We start from the raw sequence: 24,019 nt of genomic DNA on the forward strand, positions 1-24,019 counted from the left end.
ATCCGTGCGTCTTCCGTCCCTGGGGGGATCCACCGCATGAGCCAGCCCGTTCCGCCGCCCGGCAACCCGTTCGCCGACGGCGCCGCGCCCCAGCCGTACCCGGTCGCGCCGCCGCCGGCGCCCGCCCGTGACAACGTCGCCCTCGGCCTGGTCGCCGCCCTGGTCACGGCCCTCGTCACGGCCGGTGTGTACGGCGCCCTCATCGGCGGCGTCGAGCGCGAGATCGGCTGGGCCGCGGTGGGTGTCGGCTTCCTCGTCGGCCTCGCCGCCGGCAAGGTCGGCGGCCGCAACCCCGTCCTGCCGGTCGCCAGCGCGGTGCTGGCCCTGGGCGCCGTCTACCTCGGCCAGCTCGTGGGCATCGCGGTCCTCCTGGCCAAGCAGCTGAACGTCTCCGCCACGGACCTCTTCCTGGAGGAGTTCGGCGTGCTCACCGAGGCGTGGAGCGAGACCAAGGACGGCCTGACGTTCCTGTTCTTCGCCATCGCGGCCTTCGCCGCCTTCTCGGGCGCCAAGAAGTCCGCCGCCTGAGCCTCGGCCGGCAGACGCCGAAGGGCCCCGCACCGGTCGGTGCGGGGCCCTTCGGCGTACGGACGGAGGATCAGCGCTTGTGCTGGGCGTCCGCGACCGTGACCTCGACGCGCTGGAACTCCTTGAGCTCGCTGTAGCCGGTCGTGGCCATCGCGCGGCGCAGGGCGCCGAAGAAGTTCATCGAGCCGTCCGGGGTGTGCGACGGGCCCGCGAGGATCTCCTCGGTGGTGCCGACGATGCCCAGGTCGACCAGCTTGCCGCGCGGCACGTCCTCGTGGACGGCCTCCATGCCCCAGTGGTGGCCCTTGCCGGGCGCGTCCGTGGCGCGGGCCAGCGGGGAGCCGATCATGACCGAGTCGGCGCCGCAGGCGATCGCCTTGGGCAGGTCGCCGGACCAGCCCACGCCGCCGTCGGCGATGACGTGCACGTACCGGCCGCCGGACTCGTCCATGTAGTCGCGGCGGGCCGCGGCCACGTCGGCGACCGCGGTCGCCATCGGGACCTGGATGCCGAGGACGTTGCGCGTGGTGTGCGCGGCGCCGCCGCCGAAGCCGACGAGGACACCCGCGGCGCCGGTGCGCATCAGGTGCAGGGCCGCGGTGTACGTGGCGCAGCCGCCGACGATGACCGGGACGTCCAGCTCGTAGATGAACTGCTTCAGGTTCAGCGGCTCGGACGCGCCCGAGACGTGCTCGGCCGAGACCGTCGTGCCGCGGATGACGAAGATGTCCACGCCGGCGTCGACGACGGCCTTGGAGAACTGCGCGGTGCGCTGCGGGGAGAGCGCGGCGGCGGTGACGACACCGGAGTCGCGCACCTCCTTGATGCGCTGCCCGATCAGCTCTTCCTTGATCGGGGCGGCGTAGATCTCCTGCAGACGGCGGGTCGCGGTCGCCTCGTCCATCTCGGCGATCTCGTCCAGAAGCGGCTGCGGGTCCTCGTACCGGGTCCAGAGCCCTTCGAGGTTCAGGACGCCCAGGCCGCCCAGCTCGCCGATGCGGATGGCGGTCTGCGGCGAGACGACCGAGTCCATCGGGGCGGCCAGGAACGGCAGCTCGAACCGGTAGGCGTCGATCTGCCAGGCGATCGAGACCTCCTTCGGGTCCCGGGTGCGCCGGCTCGGAACGACGGCGATGTCGTCGAACGCGTACGCCCTGCGGCCGCGCTTGCCGCGCCCGATCTCGATCTCAGTCACGATGTGTGGCCTTTCCCTCTACGTCTGCGCCTACCAGTATCCCCGACACAAGCGTGAGGGGCGGCTCCGGCCACATGCCGGAACCGCCCCCACGCGTCGCGCTGTGTTACTTCCTGCTGTAGTTCGGCGCCTCGACCGTCATCTGGATGTCGTGCGGGTGGCTCTCCTTGAGGCCCGCCGAGGTGATCCGGACGAACCGTCCGTGCGCCTGGAGCTCCGGAACCGTGCGGCCGCCGACGTAGAACATCGACTGACGCAGACCGCCCACCAGCTGGTGGACGACGGCCGAGAGCGGGCCCCGGTAGGGCACCTGGCCCTCGATGCCCTCGGGCACGAGCTTCTCGTCGGAGGCGACACCCTCCTGGAAGTAGCGGTCCTTGGAGAAGGAGCGCTGCTCGCCACGGGTCTGCATGGCGCCGAGCGAGCCCATGCCGCGGTACGACTTGAACTGCTTGCCGTTGATGAAGAGCAGCTCGCCCGGGGACTCCTCGCAGCCCGCGAGCAGCGAGCCGAGCATCACCGTGTCGGCACCGGCCACGAGGGCCTTGGCGATGTCGCCGGAGTACTGCAGGCCGCCGTCGCCGATGACCGGGACACCGGCCGCCTTGGCGGCGAGCGAGGCCTCGTAGATCGCGGTGACCTGCGGGACGCCGATACCGGCGACGACACGGGTGGTGCAGATGGAGCCGGGACCGACGCCGACCTTGATGCCGTCGACACCGGCGTCGATGAGCGCCTGGGCGCCGTCGCGGGTGGCGATGTTGCCGCCGATGACGTCGACCGAGGAGTTCGACTTGATCTTGGCGACCATGTCGCCGACCAGCCGGGAGTGGCCGTGGGCGGTGTCGACGACGATGAAGTCGACGCCCGCCTCGATCAGGGCCTGGGCACGCTCGTACGCGTCACCGGCGACACCGACGGCCGCGCCGACGAGCAGGCGGCCTTCCTTGTCCTTGGCGGCGTTCGGGTACTTCTCGGCCTTGACGAAGTCCTTGACCGTGATGAGGCCCTTGAGGATGCCCGCGTCGTCGACCAGCGGCAGCTTCTCGATCTTGTGGCGGCGGAGCAGCTCCATGGCGTCCACGCCGGAGATGCCGACCTTGCCGGTGACCAGCGGCATCGGGGTCATGACCTCGCGCACCTGGCGGCTGCGGTCCGTCTCGAAGGCCATGTCGCGGTTGGTGACGATGCCGAGCAGCCTGCCCGCCGGGTCGGTCACCGGGACGCCGCTGATGCGGAACTTGGCGCAGATCGCGTCGGCCTCGCCGAGCGTCGCGTCCGGGTGGACCGTGATCGGGTCGGAGACCATGCCGGACTCGGAGCGCTTCACGAGGTCGACCTGGTTGGCCTGGTCGGCGATGGAGAGGTTGCGGTGCAGGACACCGACACCGCCCTGTCGCGCCATGGCGATCGCCATGCGGGACTCGGTGACCTTGTCCATCGCGGCGGAGAGGAGCGGGATGTTCACCCGCACGTTCTTCGAGATGTACGAGGCGGTGTCGATCTGGTCGGGCGCCATGTCGGACGCGCCCGGCAGAAGCAGCACGTCGTCGTAGGTCAGCCCGAGTGTCGCGAATTTCTCGGGCACTCCGTCGACGTTTGCAGTCATGACACCTTCCCCAAATGGCCTTGATCGGTGCGGATGTCCATGCTAACGGGCCGAAGCGGTGTCTCATTCCACGATCAAGATCAGCCGCAAGCTTTGGACGTTCCCACGTGTACGAAAGGGCTCAAAGACCCCGGCAACACTTACTGGTCGGCCATCGCCCCCCGGTTCGGTGAACGCCGGCCGCCCCTCGCTACTGCTCCGCCAGTGCCCTGAGCCGGCTGAGCGCGCGGTGCTGCGCGACCCGGACGGCCCCCGGTGACATGCCGAGCATCTGCCCGGTCTCCTCGGCGGTCAGTCCGACCGCGACACGGAGCACCAGCAGTTCGCGCTGGTTCTCCGGGAGGTTGGCGAGCAGCTTCTTGGCCCACTCGGCGTCGTCGCTGAGGAGCGCGCGCTCCTCGGGGCCGAGGGAGTCGTCGGGCCGCTCGGGCATCTCGTCGGAGGGCACGGCCGTGGACCCCGGGTGCCGCATGGCGGCCCGCTGGAGGTCGGCGACCTTGTGTCCGGCGATGGCGAAGACGAAGGCCTCGAAGGGCCTGCCCGTGTCCTTGTAGCGCGGCAGCGCCATCAGGACGGCGACGCAGACCTCCTGGGCCAGGTCCTCGACGAAGTGCCGGGCGTCGCCCGGCAGCCGGTTGAGGCGGGTGCGGCAGTACCGCAGGGCGAGCGGGTGGACCCGCGCGAGCAGGTCGTGCGTGGCCTGCGCGTCGCCTTCGACCGCGAGACGGACGAGCGCGCCGATCTCCCCCTGCCCGGCAGGCATGGGGGAACCCACGGTCTCGTCGTCGCGCATCGCTCCATGGTGCCCCGACGCCTCGGCGTTCGTGGCACCGCGTCCGTAGTTGTGCACCGAAGCGTTATGAGCAGGTGCGCCGGCACTCATCTCCCGCGCCCTCCCGTCCCGCTCGATCGACTCGTCCCCGAGGAACTCCACATCTCAAGGATGCGGCATTCCGCGGGGAAGTGACACAAGCCCACCCCGTCCACCCCACGACGGACGTGGACGAGGACGGGGATGTGGCGGGTGACCTGCGACTCAGCGGACCAGGCCCCAGCGGAATCCGAGGGCGACGGCGTGCGCCCGGTCGGAGGCGCCCAGCTTCTTGAAGAGACGCCGGGCGTGGGTCTTGACGGTGTCCTCGGAGAGGAAGAGCTCGCGCCCGATCTCCGCGTTGGAGCGGCCGTGGCTCATGCCTTCGAGGACCTGGATCTCGCGCGCGGTGAGGGTGGGCGCGGCGCCCATCTCGGCCGAACGGAGCCGGCGCGGGGCGAGCCGCCAGGTCGGGTCGGCCAGCGCCTGGGTGACGGTGGCCCGCAGTTCGGCGCGCGAGGCGTCCTTGTGCAGATAGCCACGGGCACCCGCGGCGACCGCGAGGGCGACGCCGTCGAGGTCCTCGGCAACCGTGAGCATGATGATGCGGGCGCCGGGGTCCGCGGAGAGCAGCCGGCGGACGGTCTCCACGCCGCCCAGACCGGGCATGCGTACGTCCATCAGAATCAGGTCCGAGCGGTCCGCGCCCCAGCGGCGGAGGACTTCCTCGCCGTTGGCCGCGGTGGTCACGCGCTCGACACCGGGCACGGTCGCGACCGCGCGGCGAAGCGCCTCTCGGGCAAGCGGGGAGTCGTCGCAGACGAGGACGGATGTCATGCCTGACCTCCGCGGCTCTCGCAGCTGTAGCGCGTCACCTTGAGCCTCCAGGGCTGTACGTAATCGTCACCTGTGCGATTGACGCTCTCGGACACCTGCCCGATCGCTTGTTCCTTCAACCGCCTCCGCACTCTCAACGACGGTCACTCGAAAGAGTTACGGGTCGGACGGCAGCCTTCGGCACTCTACGTGAGGGCTTGCGCGCGGAGGGGAGCGACGCGGGTGATCCGTCCATCATCGAAAGCTATGCCCCATTTAGCGGGATTTCTTCCCTTTTCGCAGTGTCTGTGGCTAGATTCGCAATGAGTCATATTTACATCTACTTAGACAGTAGGTGTACCGACCCGGACCCGACGGGGCCCGAGGAGCCCCGGCCATCAGCCATCCACCCGCCCACCTATCCGTTCGACACGGTTTCAAGGGGACAAGCGCAATGGCAGATTTCTCCCGCCTTCCCGGACCCAACGCCGATCTGTGGGACTGGCAACTCCTCGCGGCCTGCCGCGGAGTCGACAGCTCCCTGTTCTTCCACCCCGAGGGAGAGCGCGGCGCGGCACGGAGTGCGCGTGAGAACTCGGCGAAAGAGGTCTGCATGCGGTGCCCGGTACGCGCGGAGTGCGCGGCTCACGCACTCGCCGTGCGGGAGCCCTACGGCGTATGGGGCGGCCTCACCGAGGACGAACGCGAAGAGCTCATGGGACGCGCGCGCAATCGCCTGATCACAGCGGCGCCGACGACGGCGTCGGTCGCGTCCGTGGCATCCGTGACATCGATGACGACAGCGGCGTCGGCGTCGGCAGCCGGCCGGCCGATTGCGGAGCGCATGTGAAGGAACGTTTCTTCAGCTAAGCGACAGCCAAACGATCACCTACGGGGCGCGAAGGACGCGGCCCCTGGGGCAAGCAGGACCCGGAGCCGCGCCCACGCGCGTCGCGCACTGCCGCGCGCGCGTGGCGGCGCGGACGAATCCAGCGCCTACGCGCGCGTGGCCGTGCGGGTCAGCTCGTCGAGCGTGGCGGCGACGGCCGGGACCAGCGCGAGGTCGGGCAGTGTCAGGGCCACGATCTCCCGCTCCACGGCCGGCTCCACGGTCACGGTCCGCGCCCCCCTGGGCCGTACGGACTCGATGGCCAGTTCCGGCAGGACGGCCACGCCGAGACCGGCGCCGACCAGGCCCACCACGGCCGGGTAGTCGTCGGTGGCGAAGTCGATACGAGGAGTGAAGCCCGCCTCCTCGCAGACGTCCACGAGCTGCCGGCGGCAGCGCGGGCAGCCCGCGATCCAGGCCTCGTCGGCGAGTTCCGCGATGCCCACGGAACCGGCCCCGGCGAGCCGGTGCCCCTCGGGGACCAGGCCCACCAGCCGGTCGGTGAGGACGGGACGGACGACCAGGTCGTCCCACTCGGCCTGCCCGGCCCCGTACCGGAAGGCGAGGGCCACGTCGCAGTCGCCCTCGCGGAGCATCTCGATCGAGCGCGGCGGCTCGGCCTCGACGAGCGAGACGCGGGTGCCGGGATGCGCGGCCCGCAGCGCGGCGAGCGCGGTGGGGACGAGCGTGGAGCTGCCGCTGGGGAACGAGACGAGACGGACCCGGCCGGCCCGGAGCCCGGCGATCGCGGCGACCTCCTCCTCGGCGGCGGTGAGCCCGGCGAGGATGCCGGAGGCATGGCGGACCAGGACCTCACCGGCCTGGGTGAGGCGCATCTCGCGCCCGGTGCGGATGAGCAGCGGGGTGCCGGCGGAGGCTTCGAGGGCCTTCATCTGCTGGCTGACGGCGGGCTGGGTGCAGCCGAGTTCGCGCGCGGCGGCCGAGAACGAGCCGGTGGCGGCGACGGCCCGCAGGACGCGGAGATGACGTGCCTCGATCATGCGCTCCAGCATAAGCGAATCTTGGATCGAGCGGTGAATATTCGCCCACGACTTTGAGATGGGTGCCCGTAAAGTACCTACATGACCTTGCTCAGCGTAAATGTGGGCCGCGCCAGGGCCGTGGACTACACGGATGCCGCCTCCGGCCTCACCGCCATCGACAAGCGCCCCGTCGACGGGGCGGTGCGGATCGAGGCCCCCGGGGCGCCCGGCGTCGGGACGGGCGGGCTCGCCGGCGACACGGTCTGCGACCTGCGGTTCCACGGCGGCGACGACCGGGCCGCGTACGCCTTCGCCCGCGAGGACCTGGATCGCTGGGAGCGGGAGCTCGGCCGGGAGCTGGCCAACGGCTCGTTCGGCGAGAACCTCACCACCCGCGGCCTCGACGTGAACGGCGCCCTGATCGGCGAGCGGTGGCGGATCGGCGGGGACGTCGTCCTGGAGGTCACCGGCGGCCGCATCCCCTGCCGTACGTTCGGGGGCTTCGTCGAGGAGAAGGGCTGGGTCCGGCGGTTCACCCTGTCCGAGGCAGGACCCGGCGCGCTGCTGCGGGTGATCGTGCCGGGCGAGATCCGGGCCGGGGACCCGATCACGGTCGTCCACCGCCCCGACCACGACATCACCGTCGCACTGCTGCACCGGGCCGCGACCACCGAGCGCACCCTGCTGCCCGGCACCCTGGTCGCCGCCGAGTGGATGGAGTCCGGACTCCTCGCGCTCGCACGCCGGTACACGGAGAAGTACGCCCGCGCGTAGTCGCCCGTAAGCGGAGGATGACGCCCGCGCGCCTCGTCGGCGTACGGGGCGGACGCCCGGGCGGGGGCCGTCGGGAGGGGCACTACCGTGCCCGTATGACGACTGCACTGATTACGGGCGCCACCGCGGGCATCGGGGCCGCCTTCGCACGGAGACTCGCCGCGGACGGCCACGATGTCGTGCTCGTGGCCCGGGACATGAAGCGGCTCCGGGAGCAGGCGACCGAGCTGCACGACCGGCACGGCGTCGAGGCCGAGGTGCTCGCGGCGGACCTCGCCGAGGAGAAGGGCATCGCCGCCGTCGAGGCCCGGCTCTCGGACCCCAAGCAGCCGGTGGACATGCTGGTGAACAACGCCGGCTTCGGCAACAAGGGCCGTTTCCTCGAAGTGTCCATGGCCGACGAGCTGAAGATGCTCACGGTGCACTGCGAGGCGGTGCTGCGGCTGACCTCGGCCGCCGCCGCCTCGATGAAGGAGCGCCACCGGGGCTCCGTGGTCAACGTCGCCTCGGTGGCGGCCTTCGTGCCCCGCGGCACGTACGGCGCGTCGAAGGCCTGGGTCGTGCAGTTCACCCAGGGCGCGGCCCGGGACCTGGCGGGCAGCGGCGTACGGCTGATGGCGCTCTGCCCGGGCTTCGTACGGACCGAGTTCCACGAGCGGGCCGGGATGGGGACCGACAACATCCCGGGCTGGATGTGGCTCGACGCGGACAAGCTGGTGACGGCGGCCCTCGCGGACCTGGAGCGGGGGAAGTCGCTGTCGATCCCCGACCCCCGCTACAAGGCCCTCATGGGTGTGGTGAAGCTGGCTCCGCGCGGCCTGCTCGGCGGGGTCTCCTCCAAGGCGGGCCGCAAGTACGGGCCGAAGTGACCTCGGCGGCGCGCTAGCCGACGCCCGGCGCCTCGACGCCCGGTCCCTCGACACCCGGTCCCTCGTACGCCCCGATGTTCGGAACCGACGTCGCCGACACGGCGTTTCCGAACCAGTCCCTGCCGCCGTTGTCCGTGACGAGCGTCCCGGCGGACAGGGCCGGGGAGCCGGCGGAGAGCCTCAGGTCGGGGCGGAGCAGCGGGTCGGCGTCGATGCCGCCGGGGTTGGGGCGGGTCATGGCGATGCCGTGGAAGAGGTTGTGGGAGAAGGAGAGCCCGGCGGTGGGGTTCTTGAAGGCGTAGCCGCCGCTCGCGCCCGCGTTGACGAAGACGTTGTTGCGGATCGACAGCTCGTGCTGGGTGGTGGCGGGGCTGCCCGCGTCGTCCTGGACGAGGAAGGCCGGGACGGTGGTCCGGTTGACGAAGGTGTTGTTGTGGATCCGCGTGTCGAGGATGGGGCCCCAGCAGTTCTGGATGAGCCGGGCTCCGTCGTCGACGCTCAGGTTGTAGCGGACCACCGTGCCGAGGGTCCTGGCTCCGCTGTAGGGACAGATCAGCAGGAAGCCGCCCTGGTTGTCGTGGCTGTGGTTGTACTGGAAGACCGTGCCCTTCGAGGCTCCGTCGGCGTCGAAGGACATGCCGTCCTTGGTGCCGCCGCCGCCCGAGACCTCGTTGTACTCGACGACGGTGTCGTCGGTGTTGAAGGTCCAGATGCCGGCGTTGGCGGCCTTGGAGCGGAGCTGGAAGCCGTCGAGGCGGTTGTGGTCGATCCGGGCCCCGCTGGTGGTGTCGATCTTGATGCCGTCACCGGCGAGCGAGGTCAGCGTGTTGTGGTGGATCCGCACGTTGAGGCTGGGGGTCCAGGCACCGGGGTAGGCGTTCGGGTCCTGCTGGTTGCCGACCAGATCGCGCTTGGAGAAGCGGGACTTGAAGTAGATGCCCTCGCGGTCCACGTCCCGGATGTCGTTGTGGTGGATGTCCAGACCGTCGTACCAGCTGGGGACGGTGGTGCCCTCGACGGCGATGTGGATCGCGCTGGAGCCGGTGAGGGTCTTGAAGTCGCCGCCGCGCACGTCGTGGATCGACAGGTGGTCGAGGGTGATGCCCTTGGCGGCGCCGAAGTCGGCGAGCCGGAGGCGGACGCCGTTGCGCTCGCTGCCGGGGGCGGCCGCGTTGGTGATCTCCAGGCGGGTGAGACGCAGGTACTGGCTGTCGGCGAGGAGAACGGCGTCGTGGGCGCCGTTGCCGTCGATCACGGCGCGGTTCGGGGCGGACCCGTAGTCGGCGATGGTGAAGGGGTGGGCGGCCGAGCCGGAGCCCTGGGGCCGGAGGGTGCCGACGCAGGTGGTGCCGCGCTTGAACAGGAGCCGGTCGCCGGGGCCGTAGGCATGGGCGTTGGCCTCGGCGAGGCTGCTCCAGGGCCGCCGGGCGCTGCCGTCGCCGGCGGTGGTGGCCGAGCAGTCGACGTGGTGACGGTGGCCGGGCGGGGGCGCGGCCTGGGCGGGCGCGGCCGCGAGCAGGGACAGGGTCAGGGCGGCGAGCGCGGTGTACGTACGGCGCTGGGTCACAGATCCTCCGGTTCGGGGGCGTCGCGAGGGTCGGGATCGTGGCGAGGACCGGGATCGGGATCGGGGGCGTCGCGAGGGTCGGGATCGTCGCTCGCGTCCAGGTCCAGTCGGGCGGTGGTTCCGTTCTGCCAGGTCACGTGCAGGGTGTGGCCGGTGACCCGGACGTTCGCGAGGTCGGACACGGGCGCCGGGGCGGGCTCGGCGGTCAGTGAGGCGAGGGCGACGAAGAGGGCGGACGGGCCGCCGGTGACGCCGTGCAGGGCGAGGGTGCGGCTGCCGGGTCCCTGAAGGGTCTCCCCGGTGGGGAGTTCGACGGCCTCGCGGTCCGCGGGATAGCCGTGGACCGGGTGGAGCTGCGCCGACGGCCCCTCGGGGGTGGTGGCCCAGCCGGTCTGCAGTACGGGGGTCCCCTCCGGGGCGCCGAGGACGAGGTGGGCGCGGACCTCGGCGCGGCCGTGGGCGAGGATCGCGGAGAGGACCCGGACGCCGGGGTACGGGGTGTGCCGGGAGGCGGCCCAGCCGGGCCCGGTGCCGACGGGGGCGGCGGGGCCCCGGGTGGTGGGCCTCCCTTCGACGACCAGCGCGAAGTGGTTGTCGGCGGGGGCGGGTCCGGCGGTTGATCCGGGGGCCGGTCCGGAGAGCGGTCCGGTGCGCGTGGAGTAGGCCTGGCGGGCGTAGCCGGGGTCGTCCTCGCCCGCCTCGGCGCTGTGCGCGTGGTTGCTGCCGTGGTTGTGGAGGCGTACGAGCCCGTCGGCGGCGGTGGTCTGGACGAGCAGCCCGGCCGGGGCGAAGGGGCGGACGGTGTCGGCGCGTTCGGCGGGCAGGGGTTCCTCGGGGTCGGTCCAGGCCGGGTGGTCCGCGAGCAGGAGCAGACCGAGGAAACCCTTGGACGCCCAGTAGGGGGAGCCGGGTCCCGAGTACTCCTGGACGAGCGGCGGGCAGGGGCCGTGCCAGCCGAGGGTGAGGAGCCCGTTCGCGTCGGTGGCACCGCGGTCGAGGAAGTACCGCAGGGTCCCGGAGGCGAGGCGGCGGGTGGCGCCGGGGGTGAGCGGGGTGTGTCCGGTGAGGGTGCCGAGCCAGGGTGCGGCGGCCGCGGCGAAGCGGTAGATCAGGGACCGCCCGTACGGGAGGGGCGCGCCGTTGCCGTCGAAGAGGTGGGTGTAGGCGTCGAGATGGGCCCGCAGCCGGGGTCCGTACCGGTCGAGAAGCTCCCGGTCACCGGCGAGGTGGGCGTGGAGGACGGGGTAGAAGTGCAGGGCCCAGGCGTTGTAGTGGTCGAAGGCGCGGTTGTCGCCGTCGCTGTACCAGCCGTCGCCGAGGTACCAGTCCTCGATACGGGCGAGGGAGCGGTCGACGGTGACGGCGGCCCGGTCGGTGTCGACGCCGGCGTCCTGGAGGAAGCCGGCGACGGTGAGGCCGAAGAGCCACCAGTTGTTGTCGACGGGGGACGGGCCGAGGGCGGGGCGGAGCCAGTCGGCGACCCGCTCGCGGGTGCGGTCGTCGAGCCGGTCCCAGAGCCAGGGCCGGGTGAGACGGAGGCCGAGGGCGACGGAGGCGGCCTCGACGATCGCCTGACGGGTGTCGGTGGTGCGGGGCCAGGAGTCGGGGTCGTCGGTGCCGGGCTTCGCCGTGCCGGCCGCGAGGCCCTCGGCGTACCGGTCGAGATGGCCGTACGGGTCCGCCCCCCTGCCGCCGGCGACGCGGAGGGCGGCGAGGAGGAAGGTGCGGGCCCAGCCCTCCAGGCCGTCGGAGCGGGCTCCGGACCAGCTGGGACGGGGTCCCGGAAGGTTGATCAGCCCGTGGTGCGGCGAGGCGAACGGGCGTACCGCCAGAAGGAGTCGGTCGGCCGTGGTCTCCCAGTGGGCACGGGTCCAGCCGGTGTACGGGCTGAGCTCACGGTTCTCGGGCGGCGTGGGCATGATGCTCCCTGAGGCTCCCTGCGGTGACGTCTGCGTCGCCGGGAATCCTGAACAGGCTCCGATCGAACGTCAAGGGAATCGGAGCGAATGATCGAAATTCCCACCGTTCGATCATTTGAGGCCGGGTGTGAACTAAGGTCGGGGAACCACCATCACCGCGAGGGGGAACTGCGCCGTGCGCGAGAGTGCTGCCGAACGACACGACCGACTGCTGGCCCTGGTGCGCGAGCGCGGCACCGCCCGCGTCGCCGAGCTGGCCGAGCGGCTCGGGGTCTCCCCCGTCACCGCCCGCCGCGACGTCGAACTGCTGGCCGGCCGGGGCCTGCTCGACCGGGTGCACGGCCAGGTGTCCTGGCCCCGGTCGCAGGGCGCGCAGGGCGGCGGACGGCCCGGCGAGGGCCTGGTCCTCGGCCTGCTCGCCCCCTCCGCCACGTACTACTTCGCCGAGGTCATCCGGGGTGCGCACGAGGCGGCCGCCCGCGCCGGGGCCCGTCTGGTCCTGCGCGTCTCGGACTACCGGCCGGAGGAGGACCGGGCCCGCACCGAGGGGCTGCTCGCGGCCGGCGCCGAGGGCGTGCTCGTCGCCCCCGGCTGGCGGGGGCCCGAGGACCTGCTCGCGTACGGGGACTGGCTGGCCGAACTCCCCGTACCGGCGGTGCTCCTGGAGCGCCGGGCCGAGCCCGGAAGTCCGCTCGACGGCCTCGACCGGGTCGCCTCCGACCACGGCCACGGCGTTCTGCTCGCCCTGCGCCATCTGCTCTCCCTCGGCCACGCGACACCGCTGCTGGTGGCCCGCCGGGACTCCCCGACCGCGCTCGCGGTGCGCACCGGCTACGCCGAGGCGCTGGGGACGCTCGGCCTGGCGGAGCCGCGGCCCGTCATCGACTCCGTACCGGCCGAGGCGGACCCGGAGGGCTTCGAGCGGGCGGTGCGCGCGCTGCACGAGGCGGTCGGTTCGGGGCTGGCGAGCGCGGCCCTGGTCCACAACGACGTGGACGCGATCGAGATCGTGCAGCGCCTCGCCGAGCTGGGCGTACGGGTGCCGCAGGACCTTGCCCTGATCGCGTACGACGACGAGGTGGCGGCGCTCGCCGACACTCCGCTGACGGCGGTCGCGCCGCCGAAGCGGCAGGTGGGGCGGCACGCCACCGAACTCCTGGTGGAGCGGCTCACCGAGGGCCCGGACGAGGACGCGGCGCGGCGTCATCTGGGCCTGCTGCCGAGGCTCCGGGTGCGGGACTCGTGCGGGGCGCGCTCGACGCCGTCCGCCTGAGCTCCCGCCCGTTCAGGTCTGATCTTTTTTCGATCAATCAATCTTTCGCTCTTGACTTCGGTCATGAACGGTCACAGGATCACGGCCACAACCTCCCAGCCGCCCGCCCTCAGGAGTCGCGCCGTGACCCGTAGTTGGAGCAGAACGTCCCGTGTCATAGCCGGCACCGCCACCGCCCTCGCCGTCCTCACGGCCTGCGGCGGCAGCGGTGACGACACCGCGAACAAGCCCACCGGGCCCGTGACCATCACCTTCTGGGGCTGGGCGAAGGGCTCCAAGGACGTCGTGGACGCCTTCAACGCCTCCCACACCGACATCCAGGTGAAGTTCGAGGAGATCCCCTCCGGCACCGCCGGCGGCTACGCCAAGATCTCCAACGCCGTGAAGGCCGGCAACGCCCCCGACCTCGTCTCCATCGAGTACTCCTCGCTCCCCGAGTTCGTCAGCTCCGGCGCCCTCCAGGACATCGGCGGCGAGTTCACCGAGGCCGACCGCGCCAAGCTGCTCCCCCAGACCGTCGAACTCACCACCCTCGGCGGCAAGTCCTGGGCCGTCCCCTTCGACGCCGCCCCGCAGGCCTTCTTCTACCGCAAGGACCTCTTCGCGAAGTACAAGGTCCAGGTCCCCACCACCTGGGACGAGTTCAAGAAGGCCGCCGAGCAGGTCAAGAAGGCCGACGCCAAGGCCCGTATCGGCACCTTCTTCCCTGACGACCCCACCACCTTCGAGGCGATGGCCTGGCAGGCCGGCGCCCAGTGGTTCAAGGCCGAGAACGACACCTGGAAGATCGACACCACCGACGCGGCCACCACCAAGGTCGCCGGCTACTGGCAGGGCCTCCTCGACGCCGGACTCGTCCACAAGAACGCCTCCTTCAGCCCCGAGTGGACCGGCTCCCTCAAGAACGGCACCACCATCGGCTACCTCGGCGCCTCCTGGGGCGCGGGCGTCCTCAAGGGCACCCTGCCCGAGCAGGACGGCAAGTGGGCCGTCGCCCCCATGCCCAGCTGGGACGGCAAGCCCGCCAGCGGCATGCTCGGCGGCACCTCCTTCGCCGTGACCAAGGACAGCAGGCAGAAGGCCGCGGCCGTCACCTTCGCCGAGTGGATGTCCACCACCGAGGACGGGATCAAGGCCCGGATCGCCTCCGGCACCTCCTCCGCCTTCCCCGCCGCCGCCGCGCTGCGCCCCGTCGCCAAGAAGGCCTTCGACGCGAGCTACTACGGCGGCCAGGACATCTACGCCCTCTTCGAGGCCGCGGGAGCGTCCATCAGCCCCCACTGGGCCTGGGGCCCGACCACCGGCACCACCAACACCACCATCAAGGACCACTTCGGCAAGATCGCCCAGGGCGGTCCCGGCATCGCCGACGCCGTCAAGGCCGGTCACGACGCCACCGTCACCGAACTCACCAAGCGCGGCCTGAAGGTCGAGGGCTGACCGGATGAAGGCCCGCACCCGCGCCGCCACGATCCTGCTGACCCCCTTCTTCCTGCTGTTCACCGCGGTGATGGTGGTGCCGATCGGATACGCGGTCTGGCTCAGCCTCTTCACCGAGAAGCAGTCCGGACTGGGCTTCGGCGGCACCGAGACCGTCTTCACCGGCCTCGACAACTACACCGCGGCGCTGGGTGACCGGGCCTTCCGCGAGGGCTTCGGCGTCCTGCTCGGATACTGCCTGCTCTACATCCCGCTGCTGCTCGCCGGGGCCCTCGGCCTCGCCCTCCTGCTCGACTCGGCGCTCGCCCGCGCCCGCCGCTTCTTCCAGCTCGCGCTCTTCCTGCCGCACGCCGTCCCCGGCATCATCGCCGCCCTGATCTGGGTCTACCTCTACACGCCCCAGCTCAGCCCGGTCGTACAGGCCATGGAGGCCGGAGGCATCGGCTTCGACTTCTTCTCCCCCGAAGGCGCCCTGCCGTCCGTCGTCAACATCGCCCTGTGGGAGTGGCTCGGCTACAACATGGTCATCTTCTACGCGGCCCTCCAGGCCATCGACCGCTCCGTCCTCGAAGCGGCCACCGTCGACGGGGCCGGCGCCTGGCGCATCGCCTTCTCCGTCAAGATCCCGCTGGTCAAGGCCTCGCTCGCGATGGTCGGACTCTTCACGGTCATCGGCTCCCTGCAGCTCTTCACCGAGCCGCTGATCCTCAACAAGGGCACCGGATCCGCCGTCACCTCCACCTGGACGCCGAACATGTACGCCTACACCGCGGCCTTCGACCGCAACGACTACGGGCTCGCCGCGGCGGCGTCCGTACTCCTCGCCCTGACGGCGGCGCTGCTCTCCTTCGCGGTGACGCGGATGACGGGCCGCCGCAAGGCGGGAGCGGCCCGGAAGCCCGCGCCGGCCCGGAAGCCCCTGACCGCGCGGAAGGAGCGCACGGCATGAGCGGCACCCGCGCCCCCAGCCGGTGGCTCTCCAAGACGGCCGTCAACGGCTCCCTCCTCCTCGCCGTCGTCTACATGCTCTTCCCCCTGGTCTGGCTGCTCACCGCAGCCACCAAGGACGCCGGTGGCCTCCTCGCCGGAAACGCCTTCTCCTTCGAGGGCTTCGACCTCGGCGGCAACCTCACCCGGCTCGCCGAGTACAACGACGGCATCTACTTCCACTGGTACCTGAACAGCCTCCTGTACGCCGGACTCGGCGCCCTCGCCTGCTCGCTCGTCAGCGTCGCCGCCGGATACGCCTTCCACGTCTACGACTTCCGGGGCAAGGAGAAGCTCTTCGGCCTCGTCCTCCTCGGCGTGCTCGTCCCCACCACCGCGCTCGCCCTGCCGATGTACCTCCTGGCCAGCGAGGTCGGCGTCGTCAACACCTACTGGGCCGTCCTGATCCCCGTCCTCGTCAACCCCTTCGGCGTCTACCTGTCCCGGGTCTTCTGCGCCGGCTACATCCCCGACGAGGCCCTGGAGGCAGCCCGCATCGACGGAGCGGGCGAACTGCGCGTCTTCTGGTCCATCGGCCTGCGCATGGTGATGCCCGGCTTCGTGACCGTCTTCCTCTTCCAGTTCACCGCCGTCTGGAACAACTTCTTCCTCCCTCTGGTGATGCTGTCGGACCAGAAGCTCTACCCCCTGAGCCTCGGCCTGTACGCGTGGAACAGCAACGCCCACGCCGAACCCGACTTCTACCCCCTCGTCGTCACCGGATCCCTGCTCGCCGTCGTCCCCCTCGTCGTCGCCTTCGTCTCCCTCCAGCGCCACTGGAAGGCCGGTCTGACGGCCGGCAGCGTCAAGTGAGGAGCACAGGTACCACGATGCACCCGACCACGGACAACCGCCCCGCGCTGCTGCTGGCCATGGGCGAAGGGGTGGCCGACCGCCTCCTCACGGCCGCCCACCGCACCCGCCTCGCGACCCTCACCCGCACCGACCCCCACCTGGTGGCCCACGACCTGACCGGCCCCGACCCACGCGTCGCAGCAGCCCTCGCCGAGGCCGAGATCCTCCTCACCTGCTGGGGCGCGACCCCGCTCACGGCCGAGATCCTGGACCGCGCGCCGCGCCTCCGGGCCGTGATCCACGCGGCCGGCTCGGTCAAGCACCACGTCACCGACGCCTGCTGGGACCGCGGCCTCCGCGTCACCTCGGCCGCCGCGGCCAACGCGCTGCCGGTCGCCGAGTACACCCTCGCCGCGATCCTCTTCGCCGGGAAACGGGTCCTCGGCTCCGCCCAGCGGTACGCCGGACTCCGCACCGACCACGCCTGGCTCACCGAGTCCGCCGCCTGGGGCAACTACCGCCGCACGGTCGGCATCGTCGGCGCGTCCCGCATCGGCCGCAGGGTGATCGACCTCCTGCGCCCCTTCGACTTCGAGATCCTCCTGTACGACCCGTACGCCGACGTCCCGCCGCCCGGCGTGGAGCTGGTGACGGACCTCGACGACCTCTGCGCCCGCAGCTCGGTCGTCTCGGTCCACGCGCCCCAGCTCCCCTCCACGTACCGCATGATCGGCGCCGCCCAGCTCGCGGCGATGCCCGACGGCACCACGCTCATCAACACGGCCCGCGGCTCCCTCGTCGACGAGACCGCCCTCCTGCCACACCTCCTCACGGGCCGCCTCCACGCCGTCCTCGACGTCACCGACCCGGAACTCCCCGCCCCCGACTCCCCTCTCTACGCCCTCCCGAACGTCCTCCTCACCCCGCACGTGGCGGGCTCCCTCGGCAACGAACTGCACCGGATGACGGATCAGGCCCTGGAGGAGGTGGGGCGGTACGTCCGGGGCGAACCGTTCGCGGAGGAGGTCAGGGCGTCAGACCTCCAGCGCTCGGCGTAGGCGGTCGGCCTCGTCGAGGGCGAGGGAGACCGCCTCGGGCGCGTGGTGGAGAACGGCGGGCAGTCCGTCGGACCAGGACCCGAGGTGCAGGGCGAGCGCCGCGCACTCCCGGGCCCGGACCGGGTCGGGGTGGACGCACGCCAGGGCGGCGTAGACCGCGGCGCACCGGGGCCCGGAGGAGTGCAGTCCGCCGAGGAGCCGGTCCGCCCACTCATGGGCTCCCTCCCGGACGAGGTTCCCGGCGACGGACAGCAGCAGCTCTTCGGCATGGTCGGGCACCGCCTCCCGGGCGTGGCAGCAGGCCTCCTCGTACGAGCCGAGGAGGACGAGGGCCTCGGCGACGTGGCGCGCCCAGCCGTCCGGACGCGACGGCGCGGCCTCCGCCCGGGCCCGGCCCACCAGGCGTTCCGCCTCCTCGCGCCGGCCCAGGGCGAGCAGCACGCGGACACGGTCGGGGAGGAGGCCGTCACCGAACCTGCCGGGCCGGACGGCCCCCGCCTCCGCGAGCCGGTGGGCCGCCTCGTGCCTCCGTCCGGCCCGCGCCAGCGCCACGGCCGAGGTCACGGACATCCGTGCCTGGTCGAACGAGCTGCCCTCCCGCAGCAGGAGCGCGGCCCGGTCCCAGTCCCCCGCCTCCGTCAGGCCTCGAACGGCCACGTCCAGGGTCCGCCCGGAGGGCAGTCCGCCGTTGCGGGCCAGGCGGACCACCGCGTCGTGGTCCCCCTCCGCGAGACGGGCCTCGACCAGGGTCCCCGTCCACAGGGTCCAGGTCGTGCCGTCCCGGCAGGTGGCCAGCTCCTCCGCACGGTCCACCTCGCCCACCGCCACCAGCGCGGCGGCGAACCGCGGGGCCCGGTCGTCCGCCTGGTGGGGCGCGGCCGCGGCCAGCAGGGACCGCGCCTCCCGGCGGTCCGCAGCCGCCAGCGCACGCGCCGCCCCGATGAGCGTCTCGGCGATCGTCTCGGGACCGGGGGCCCGCAGCGTCCGTTCGGCCGCGGCGAGCAGCTCCCGCGCCGCCGCCCGGTCGCCCGCGTCCAGAAGGCCGTCCGCGATCCCCACGCTCACCACGGCACCCTTCCGGGCGCCGTCCACGAGGGCGTGTGCCCGCTCGCGCCGGCCCGCACGGCAGAGCTCCCGCGCGTACCCGGCGAGCAGATCCGCGTGCCACTCCCCGGCGAGACGGTCGAGGACCGCACCCGCCCCGTCGAGATCGCCCGCGCGGAGCCGGGCCTTCCCGAGCGTGACCCACAGGCGCACCGGGGTCCCGTGCCCCGACTCCTCCAGCACCGCCTCCGCCTCGTCGAGACGCCCGGCGGCGACGAGCCCCTCGGCGACCCGATGGAGAATCCTGTCGCCGACCGCTCCGGGCACCTCGGCGGCGGCCTTCCGGGCCCGTTCCCAGAGACCGGCCTCGGCGAACTCGTCGCCCCACCGGCCGGGCCCCGGCTCGTGGAACAGCTCCCGGGTCCAGCGGTCGAGGCAGTCGAGCTCTCCCGCGGCGGCCAGCGCACGCGCCGTCCCGAACATCCGGTGGGCCCTCGGCTCCGCGCGGACGCCGGCGAGCGCCTCGGAGCGGAGCGCGTCCGCCCGTTCCTCGTGGCCGCCGGCCCGCAGGGCTCTGGCGCCGTCGAGAAGCAGCTCGACGGCGGCGTACGTGTCCCGGGCGGCCGCCTCGCGCACGAGATGTTCGGCTTGCGCGGCGCGGTCGGCCGCGGCCAGCGCTCCCGCCACGCGCGCGACGGACGCGACCCGGAGCAGGGAGTTCCCGTCCTCGGCGAGCGCGGCGGCCCTCTCGTAGAGCCCGGCCGCGCAGAGCGCGTCGAGGACGGGCGGCAGCAGGTGCTCGCGCACCATCGCGCTCTCGACGCCCTTCAGGCACCGCTCGGCACGGTCCAGCTCACCGGCCGCGAGCAGCACCGGCATCAAGTACCGCGTCAGCACGTCACGTTCGGAGCGGATTCCCTCGGCCAGGACGAGTTCCCCGGCCTCCGTCACCAGCTGGTCGGCGGCCGGGCGGTCCCCCACCTCCAGGAGCCTGTGCGCGACGGCGCACAGTCCGTGCACCGTCTCCAGCCGGCCCTCGCTGCGGACCAGAGCCGTCGCCCGGTCGGTCCGCCCCGCCGCCGCCCACGCCGCCGCCAGCTCGACCGGGATGTCACCGGCGCGCCGTGTCAGCTCGTCACGCCGGAACGCGAGCAGCAGCATCGTCGTCACGAGCTCCGCCCGGTCGCCGCGTTCGAGGACCGCCTCGCCGGTCGCACGGACCTCCGCCAGTGCCTCGCCGACACCACCGGTCTCCTCCTGGAGCCGGTCGTGCCGCGCCGCGTCGAGGGCGCAGGCGAGCATCCGGTCCAGGTCCCCGGCCGTCCGCAGCATCGGGAAGTACCCGTGCAGGAGGTAGCCCGGGGTGCCACCGGGCCAGCCTCGGGCGCGCCATTGCTCCGCCCAGGCGTGCAGCGCCGCCCGCCATCGCTCCTGCTCGCGGCGGCCCAGCATGTCCCGTGCGCTCTCCGCGAGTTCCTCGTGCGCGAGCAGGTACGCCCCGCCCCGTACCGCGAAGGTCCGCCCCGGTCCCGTGCGGAGGACGTCCCCGACCCGATACGGCACCTCGTCCGTCAGCTCCGCCAGGTCGTCCGCCGTCAGGCCGCCGCCCGCCGCCGTGAGAAGGGCGAGAAGCTCGTACGGGAGGCCGCCGCCGGCCAGGAGGTGCTTCAGTTCGCGTTCCGCCTCCACCTTGATCGCCCGCGCCTTCGGCGACGGTGCCAGGAGCCGGACGATCGCCGGATCGCGCAGCGGATGGTCCTCGGGGACGTCGGCCGGGACCGGGGGGTTGAGCCGGCCGGCGACGACGACCGGCAGGTCGTACGGGAGGAGGGCGGCGATCGAGTGGGCGTCCGGGCCCGTCGTGACACCCCGGTCCTCGTCGAGGCCGTCGACGAGGAGGACCAGTCGCTCGCCGCGCGCCGCGCAGGTCGCCGCGGCCGCGGCGTACAGGCGCAGGAGGTGCGCCTCCCTGGTCGCGGCCGTCAGCAGCGTCGGCAGGCCCTCGCCCGCGAGCTCCGCGAGCTGCTCCAGGACGACGTCGACGTACGCGGAGACGTCGTTCTGGGAGCCGAGGCGGGCGGTGACGAAGAAGGGGACGATCCGCACCCCGGCGGGCGGGGCGAGCACGAACCGGGCCATGAGCGCCGTCTTCCCCGCCCAGGCGTCCGCCCGCCACCACCGGTACCCGTCCCCCGTACGACAGAAGGCGGCCAGCTCGGCCAGCTCTTCCTCACGGCCGACGAGTTCGGGTGGGGCGATGCGCCGCACCTGCTCCCGGTACGCCGAGCGGACCGTGGCCCCGGTACCGAACACGACCTGGTTGCCGTCGCCGATCACGACGACGCCCGACTCGTTGTCGACCGTGACCGGCCGATCTCCCCCTGCCCCCGCCATGCACCCAACCTAGACTGGGAAGATCCCACCTGGGTCGGGAGGCGTCATGACGTTCACGCAGATCATCGACTTCAAGACCAGCCGGGTCGACGACATGAGCCGGCTCATGGACCGCTGGATCGAGCAGACCAAGGGCAAGCGGACGGCCACGCACAGCGTTCTCGGCAAGGACCGGGCCGATGCCACGCATCTCGTGGAGATCGTCGAGTTCCCGTCCTACGACGTGGCGATGCGGAACTCGCAGCTGCCCGAGACCGACCGGATCTTCCGCGAGATGGTCGCGCTCTGTGACGAGATGCCGACCTTCACCGACCTGGACGTGGTCCGGGACGAGGGGCTGTACAAGAGCAACGCCCGGCGGCTCATGGAGATGTTCGCGGAGGAGCCGGAGCTCGCTCTGCTCGACGAGGTGCTCGCCGAGGGCTACCACGACCACGACCCGACGAACGAGCAGGACGTCATGGGCATGGACGCGGTCCGGCGCGAGGTGGAGATGTGGCGGGGCGGCTTCGACTTCGGCTTCACCGTCGACGACCAGATCGCCGAGGGGGACCGGGTCTGCACCCGCTGGACCTGGAAGGGCAGCCACACCGGGGACTTCATGGGGCTCCAGCCCACCGGCATGGAGGTGACGATGACCGGGACGGTCATTCACCGCTTCCGCGACGACGGGAAGATCGTCGAGGGCTGGTGGCAGTACGACCTGCTCGGTCTGATGGGCCAGCTCGGCGCCGTCGAGGGGTGAAACGGGGCCGAGGCCCGGTGCCCCCGCGACGGGGGCACCGGGCCTCGGTGATCGGAGACGGCCTGCCGCCTCGGTGATCAGTGGGGCGCGCGTCAGTGCGAGTGGCCGTGACCGTGGCCGTTGTCCGCCGGCTCCTCTTCCTTCTTCTCCACCACGAGGGTCTCGGTGGTGAGGAGGAGGGAGGCGATCGAGGCGGCGTTCTCCAGGGCGGAGCGCGTCACCTTCACCGGGTCGATGACGCCGGCCTTGACCAGGTCGCCGTACTCGCCGGTGGCGGCGTTGAAGCCCTGGCCCTTGTCGAGCTCCGCCACCTTCGAGGTGATGACGTAGCCCTCGAGGCCGGCGTTCTCGGCGATCCAGCGCAGCGGCTCGACGGCGGCGCGGCGGACGACCGCGACACCCGTGGCCTCGTCGCCGGTCTTGTCGAGGTTGCCCTCGAGGACCTTGACGGCGTGGACCAGAGCGGAGCCACCACCGGAGACGATGCCCTCCTCGACCGCGGCGCGGGTCGCGGAGATGGCGTCCTCCAGACGGTGCTTCTTCTCCTTCAGCTCCACCTCGGTGGCGGCGCCGACCTTGATGACGCAGACGCCGCCGGCGAGCTTCGCCAGGCGCTCCTGCAGCTTCTCGCGGTCCCAGTCCGAGTCCGTGGACTCGATCTCGGCCTTGATCTGGTTGACGCGGCCGGCCACCTCGGACGAGTCGCCACCACCGTCGACGATCGTGGTGTCGTCCTTGGTGACGGTGACGCGGCGGGCGGTGCCGAGCACGTCGAGACCGGCCTGGTCGAGCTTGAGGCCGACCTCCTCGGCGATGACGGTGGCACCGGTGAGGGTGGCGATGTCGCCGAGCATGGCCTTGCGGCGGTCACCGAAGCCGGGGGCCTTGACGGCCACGGCGTTGAAGGTGCCACGGATCTTGTTGACGACCAGGGTCGACAGGGCCTCGCCCTCGATGTCCTCGGCGATGATCAGCAGCGGCTTGCCGGCGCCGGCCTGGATGACCTTCTCCAGGATGGGCAGCAGGTCCTGGATCGAGGAGATCTTGCCCTGGTTGATCAGGATGTACGGGTCGTCGAGGACGGCCTCCATACGCTCCTGGTCGGAGACCATGTACGGCGAGAGGTAGCCCTTGTCGAAGGCCATGCCCTCGGTGAACTCCAGCTCCAGGCCGAAGGTGTTGGACTCCTCGACGGTGATGACACCGTCCTTGCCGACCTTGTCCATCGCCTCGGCGATGAGCTCGCCGACCTGCTGGTCCTGCGCGGAGAGCGCGGCCACGGCGGCGATGTCGGACTTGTCCTCGATCGGGCGGGCGGTCGCGAGGAGCTCCTCGGACACGGCCTTGACCGCGGCGTCGATGCCCTTCTTCAGGGCGGCCGGGGAGGCACCGGCGGCGACGTTGCGCAGACCCTCGCGGACCAGGGCCTGGGCGAGCACGGTGGCGGTGGTGGTGCCGTCACCCGCGATGTCGTTGGTCTTGGTCGCCACCTCCTTCACCAGCTGGGCGCCGAGGTTCTCGAACGGGTCCTCGATCTCGACCTCGCGGGCGATCGTGACACCGTCGTTGGTGATGGTGGGGGCGCCGAACTTCTTGTCGATGACGACGTTGCGGCCCTTGGGGCCGATCGTCACCTTCACCGTGTCGGCAAGCTTGTTGACGCCGCGCTCAAGGGCGCGACGGGCGTCCTCGTCGAACTTCAGGATCTTCGCCATGGGAGCGGTTCAGCCCTCTCGGAATCGGGGTGGAACGAACCGCGCCCCGGGGCGCCTGGAAGGGGCCTCGGGGCGCAGCTCTGAGCATCTGCTGGGTGCTCGGTACTTCGGTACTTCGGTGCTTCGGTGAATTACTTCTCGATGATCGCGAGCACGTCGCGAGCCGAGAGGACGAGGTACTCCTCGCCGTTGTACTTCACCTCGGTGCCGCCGTACTTGCTGTACAGCACGATGTCGCCGGTCTTGACGTCGAGCGGCAGACGCTCGCCGTTCTCGAAACGGCCCGGGCCCACGGCCAGGACGACGCCCTCCTGGGGCTTCTCCTTGGCGGTGTCCGGAATGACCAGGCCAGAGGCGGTGGTCTGCTCGGCGTCGAGCGGCTGGACCACAATGCGGTCCTCGAGCGGCTTGATGGCAACCTTGGAGCTGGTGGTCGTCACGATCCGACCTCCCCCTTCGGAGATCTCGGGGTCAACTGTCTGAGGTGGCGACCAGGTGGATCCGTCGTCGCGGGTGCCGGACCTGCCCGTCGCTCTGTTGGCACTCTCCAGTGGTGAGTGCCAGAGCCGAGACTATGACCGCGATTAGCACTCGGTCAAGCGGAGTGC

At 71.8% G+C, this 24,019-nt stretch carries 20 protein-coding genes; 10 read left to right on the forward strand and 10 right to left on the reverse strand.

Going from position 1 to position 24,019, the window contains the following annotated elements; all coding sequences use genetic code 11:
- Positions 1-36: 36 nt before the first annotated feature.
- On the forward strand, positions 37-528 hold the full coding sequence (locus tag ACH4MY_RS30860) for a hypothetical protein (protein WP_398007041.1): 492 nt from the start codon (positions 37-39) through the stop codon (positions 526-528).
- 70 nt (positions 529-598) lie between these two features.
- On the opposite strand, the gene ACH4MY_RS30865 is transcribed toward ACH4MY_RS30860, so the two are convergent.
- The 4 genes from ACH4MY_RS30865 to ACH4MY_RS30880 all read right to left on the reverse strand — a co-directional run bounded on the left by ACH4MY_RS30865 (position 599) and on the right by ACH4MY_RS30880 (position 4,980).
- Entirely contained in the window at positions 599-1,723 is a 1,125-nt protein-coding gene (locus ACH4MY_RS30865) for a GuaB3 family IMP dehydrogenase-related protein (RefSeq protein ID WP_073810049.1), read from the reverse strand.
- 106 nt (positions 1,724-1,829) lie between these two features.
- Positions 1,830-3,332, reverse strand: coding sequence for an IMP dehydrogenase (gene guaB, locus ACH4MY_RS30870; protein WP_398007043.1), 1,503 nt, complete (start codon positions 3,330-3,332; stop codon positions 1,830-1,832).
- A 190-nt stretch (positions 3,333-3,522) separates the two neighbouring features.
- A complete protein-coding gene (locus tag ACH4MY_RS30875) occupies positions 3,523-4,125 on the reverse strand; it encodes a sigma-70 family RNA polymerase sigma factor (protein WP_308439803.1) in 603 nt (200 codons plus the stop codon).
- A gap of 243 nt (positions 4,126-4,368) precedes the next feature.
- Complete coding sequence (locus ACH4MY_RS30880; RefSeq protein ID WP_003948568.1) at positions 4,369-4,980, reverse strand: response regulator transcription factor; 612 nt, start codon at positions 4,978-4,980, stop codon at positions 4,369-4,371.
- A gap of 433 nt (positions 4,981-5,413) precedes the next feature.
- On the opposite strand from ACH4MY_RS30880, the gene ACH4MY_RS30885 reads away from it, so the two are divergent.
- Positions 5,414-5,809, forward strand: a complete 396-nt coding sequence (locus ACH4MY_RS30885) for a WhiB family transcriptional regulator (protein ID WP_398007046.1) — start codon at positions 5,414-5,416, stop codon at positions 5,807-5,809.
- Between the two features lie 146 nt (positions 5,810-5,955).
- On the opposite strand, the gene ACH4MY_RS30890 is transcribed toward ACH4MY_RS30885, so the two are convergent.
- The gene (locus tag ACH4MY_RS30890; protein ID WP_398007048.1) at positions 5,956-6,849 is read right to left on the reverse strand and encodes a LysR family transcriptional regulator; all 894 of its coding nucleotides are present in this window, start codon (positions 6,847-6,849) and stop codon (positions 5,956-5,958) included.
- 81 nt (positions 6,850-6,930) lie between these two features.
- Here ACH4MY_RS30890 and ACH4MY_RS30895 point away from each other — a divergent pair, with 81 nt between their 5' ends.
- Together ACH4MY_RS30895 and ACH4MY_RS30900 are read left to right on the forward strand one after the other, a co-directional pair.
- On the forward strand, positions 6,931-7,605 hold the full coding sequence (locus ACH4MY_RS30895; protein ID WP_398007050.1) for an MOSC domain-containing protein: 675 nt from the start codon (positions 6,931-6,933) through the stop codon (positions 7,603-7,605).
- 95 nt (positions 7,606-7,700) lie between these two features.
- A complete protein-coding gene (locus tag ACH4MY_RS30900) occupies positions 7,701-8,474 on the forward strand; it encodes an SDR family NAD(P)-dependent oxidoreductase (RefSeq protein WP_398007051.1) in 774 nt (257 codons plus the stop codon).
- A 13-nt stretch (positions 8,475-8,487) separates the two neighbouring features.
- Here the strand turns inward: ACH4MY_RS30900 and ACH4MY_RS30905 are convergent, their stop codons facing one another.
- Positions 8,488-10,041: a right-handed parallel beta-helix repeat-containing protein gene (locus ACH4MY_RS30905; protein WP_398007053.1), complete on the reverse strand. Its 1,554-nt coding sequence runs from the start codon at positions 10,039-10,041 to the stop codon at positions 8,488-8,490.
- Positions 10,038-11,960: a DUF2264 domain-containing protein gene (locus tag ACH4MY_RS30910; RefSeq protein ID WP_398007055.1), complete on the reverse strand. Its 1,923-nt coding sequence runs from the start codon at positions 11,958-11,960 to the stop codon at positions 10,038-10,040. The genes ACH4MY_RS30905 and ACH4MY_RS30910 overlap by 4 nt, the downstream gene beginning before the upstream one ends.
- A gap of 175 nt (positions 11,961-12,135) precedes the next feature.
- On the opposite strand from ACH4MY_RS30910, the gene ACH4MY_RS30915 reads away from it, so the two are divergent.
- The 5 genes from ACH4MY_RS30915 to ACH4MY_RS30935 all read left to right on the forward strand — a co-directional run bounded on the left by ACH4MY_RS30915 (position 12,136) and on the right by ACH4MY_RS30935 (position 17,513).
- Complete coding sequence (locus ACH4MY_RS30915) at positions 12,136-13,233, forward strand: substrate-binding domain-containing protein (RefSeq protein ID WP_398007057.1); 1,098 nt, start codon at positions 12,136-12,138, stop codon at positions 13,231-13,233.
- Positions 13,234-13,356: 123 nt separating this feature from the next.
- On the forward strand, positions 13,357-14,673 hold the full coding sequence (locus ACH4MY_RS30920; protein WP_398007059.1) for an ABC transporter substrate-binding protein: 1,317 nt from the start codon (positions 13,357-13,359) through the stop codon (positions 14,671-14,673).
- 4 nt (positions 14,674-14,677) lie between these two features.
- Entirely contained in the window at positions 14,678-15,622 is a 945-nt protein-coding gene (locus ACH4MY_RS30925) for a carbohydrate ABC transporter permease (protein ID WP_398007061.1), read from the forward strand.
- Positions 15,619-16,473: a carbohydrate ABC transporter permease gene (locus ACH4MY_RS30930; RefSeq protein WP_398007063.1), complete on the forward strand. Its 855-nt coding sequence runs from the start codon at positions 15,619-15,621 to the stop codon at positions 16,471-16,473. The genes ACH4MY_RS30925 and ACH4MY_RS30930 overlap by 4 nt, the downstream gene beginning before the upstream one ends.
- Positions 16,474-16,490: 17 nt before the next feature.
- Positions 16,491-17,513 carry a hydroxyacid dehydrogenase gene (locus ACH4MY_RS30935; protein WP_398007065.1) on the forward strand — a complete coding sequence of 341 codons (1,023 nt, stop codon included), beginning with the start codon at positions 16,491-16,493 and terminating at the stop codon, positions 17,511-17,513.
- On the opposite strand, the gene ACH4MY_RS30940 is transcribed toward ACH4MY_RS30935, so the two are convergent.
- Positions 17,490-20,951 (reverse strand): hypothetical protein, encoded by a 3,462-nt coding sequence (locus ACH4MY_RS30940; protein WP_398007067.1) that lies wholly within the window; start codon positions 20,949-20,951, stop codon positions 17,490-17,492. The genes ACH4MY_RS30935 and ACH4MY_RS30940 overlap by 24 nt on opposite strands.
- Before the next feature lie 46 nt (positions 20,952-20,997).
- Here ACH4MY_RS30940 and ACH4MY_RS30945 point away from each other — a divergent pair, with 46 nt between their 5' ends.
- Positions 20,998-21,696, forward strand: a complete 699-nt coding sequence (locus ACH4MY_RS30945) for an ester cyclase (protein ID WP_398007068.1) — start codon at positions 20,998-21,000, stop codon at positions 21,694-21,696.
- A 92-nt stretch (positions 21,697-21,788) separates the two neighbouring features.
- Here the strand turns inward: ACH4MY_RS30945 and groL are convergent, their stop codons facing one another.
- Complete coding sequence (gene groL / locus ACH4MY_RS30950) at positions 21,789-23,411, reverse strand: chaperonin GroEL (protein ID WP_398007069.1); 1,623 nt, start codon at positions 23,409-23,411, stop codon at positions 21,789-21,791.
- Between the two features lie 131 nt (positions 23,412-23,542).
- On the reverse strand, positions 23,543-23,851 hold the full coding sequence (gene groES / locus ACH4MY_RS30955; RefSeq protein WP_003998759.1) for a co-chaperone GroES: 309 nt from the start codon (positions 23,849-23,851) through the stop codon (positions 23,543-23,545).
- Positions 23,852-24,019 lie beyond the last annotated feature (168 nt).

The organism is Streptomyces sp. NPDC017246, from assembly GCF_044331325.1.
GTDB lineage: Bacteria > Actinomycetota > Actinomycetes > Streptomycetales > Streptomycetaceae > Streptomyces.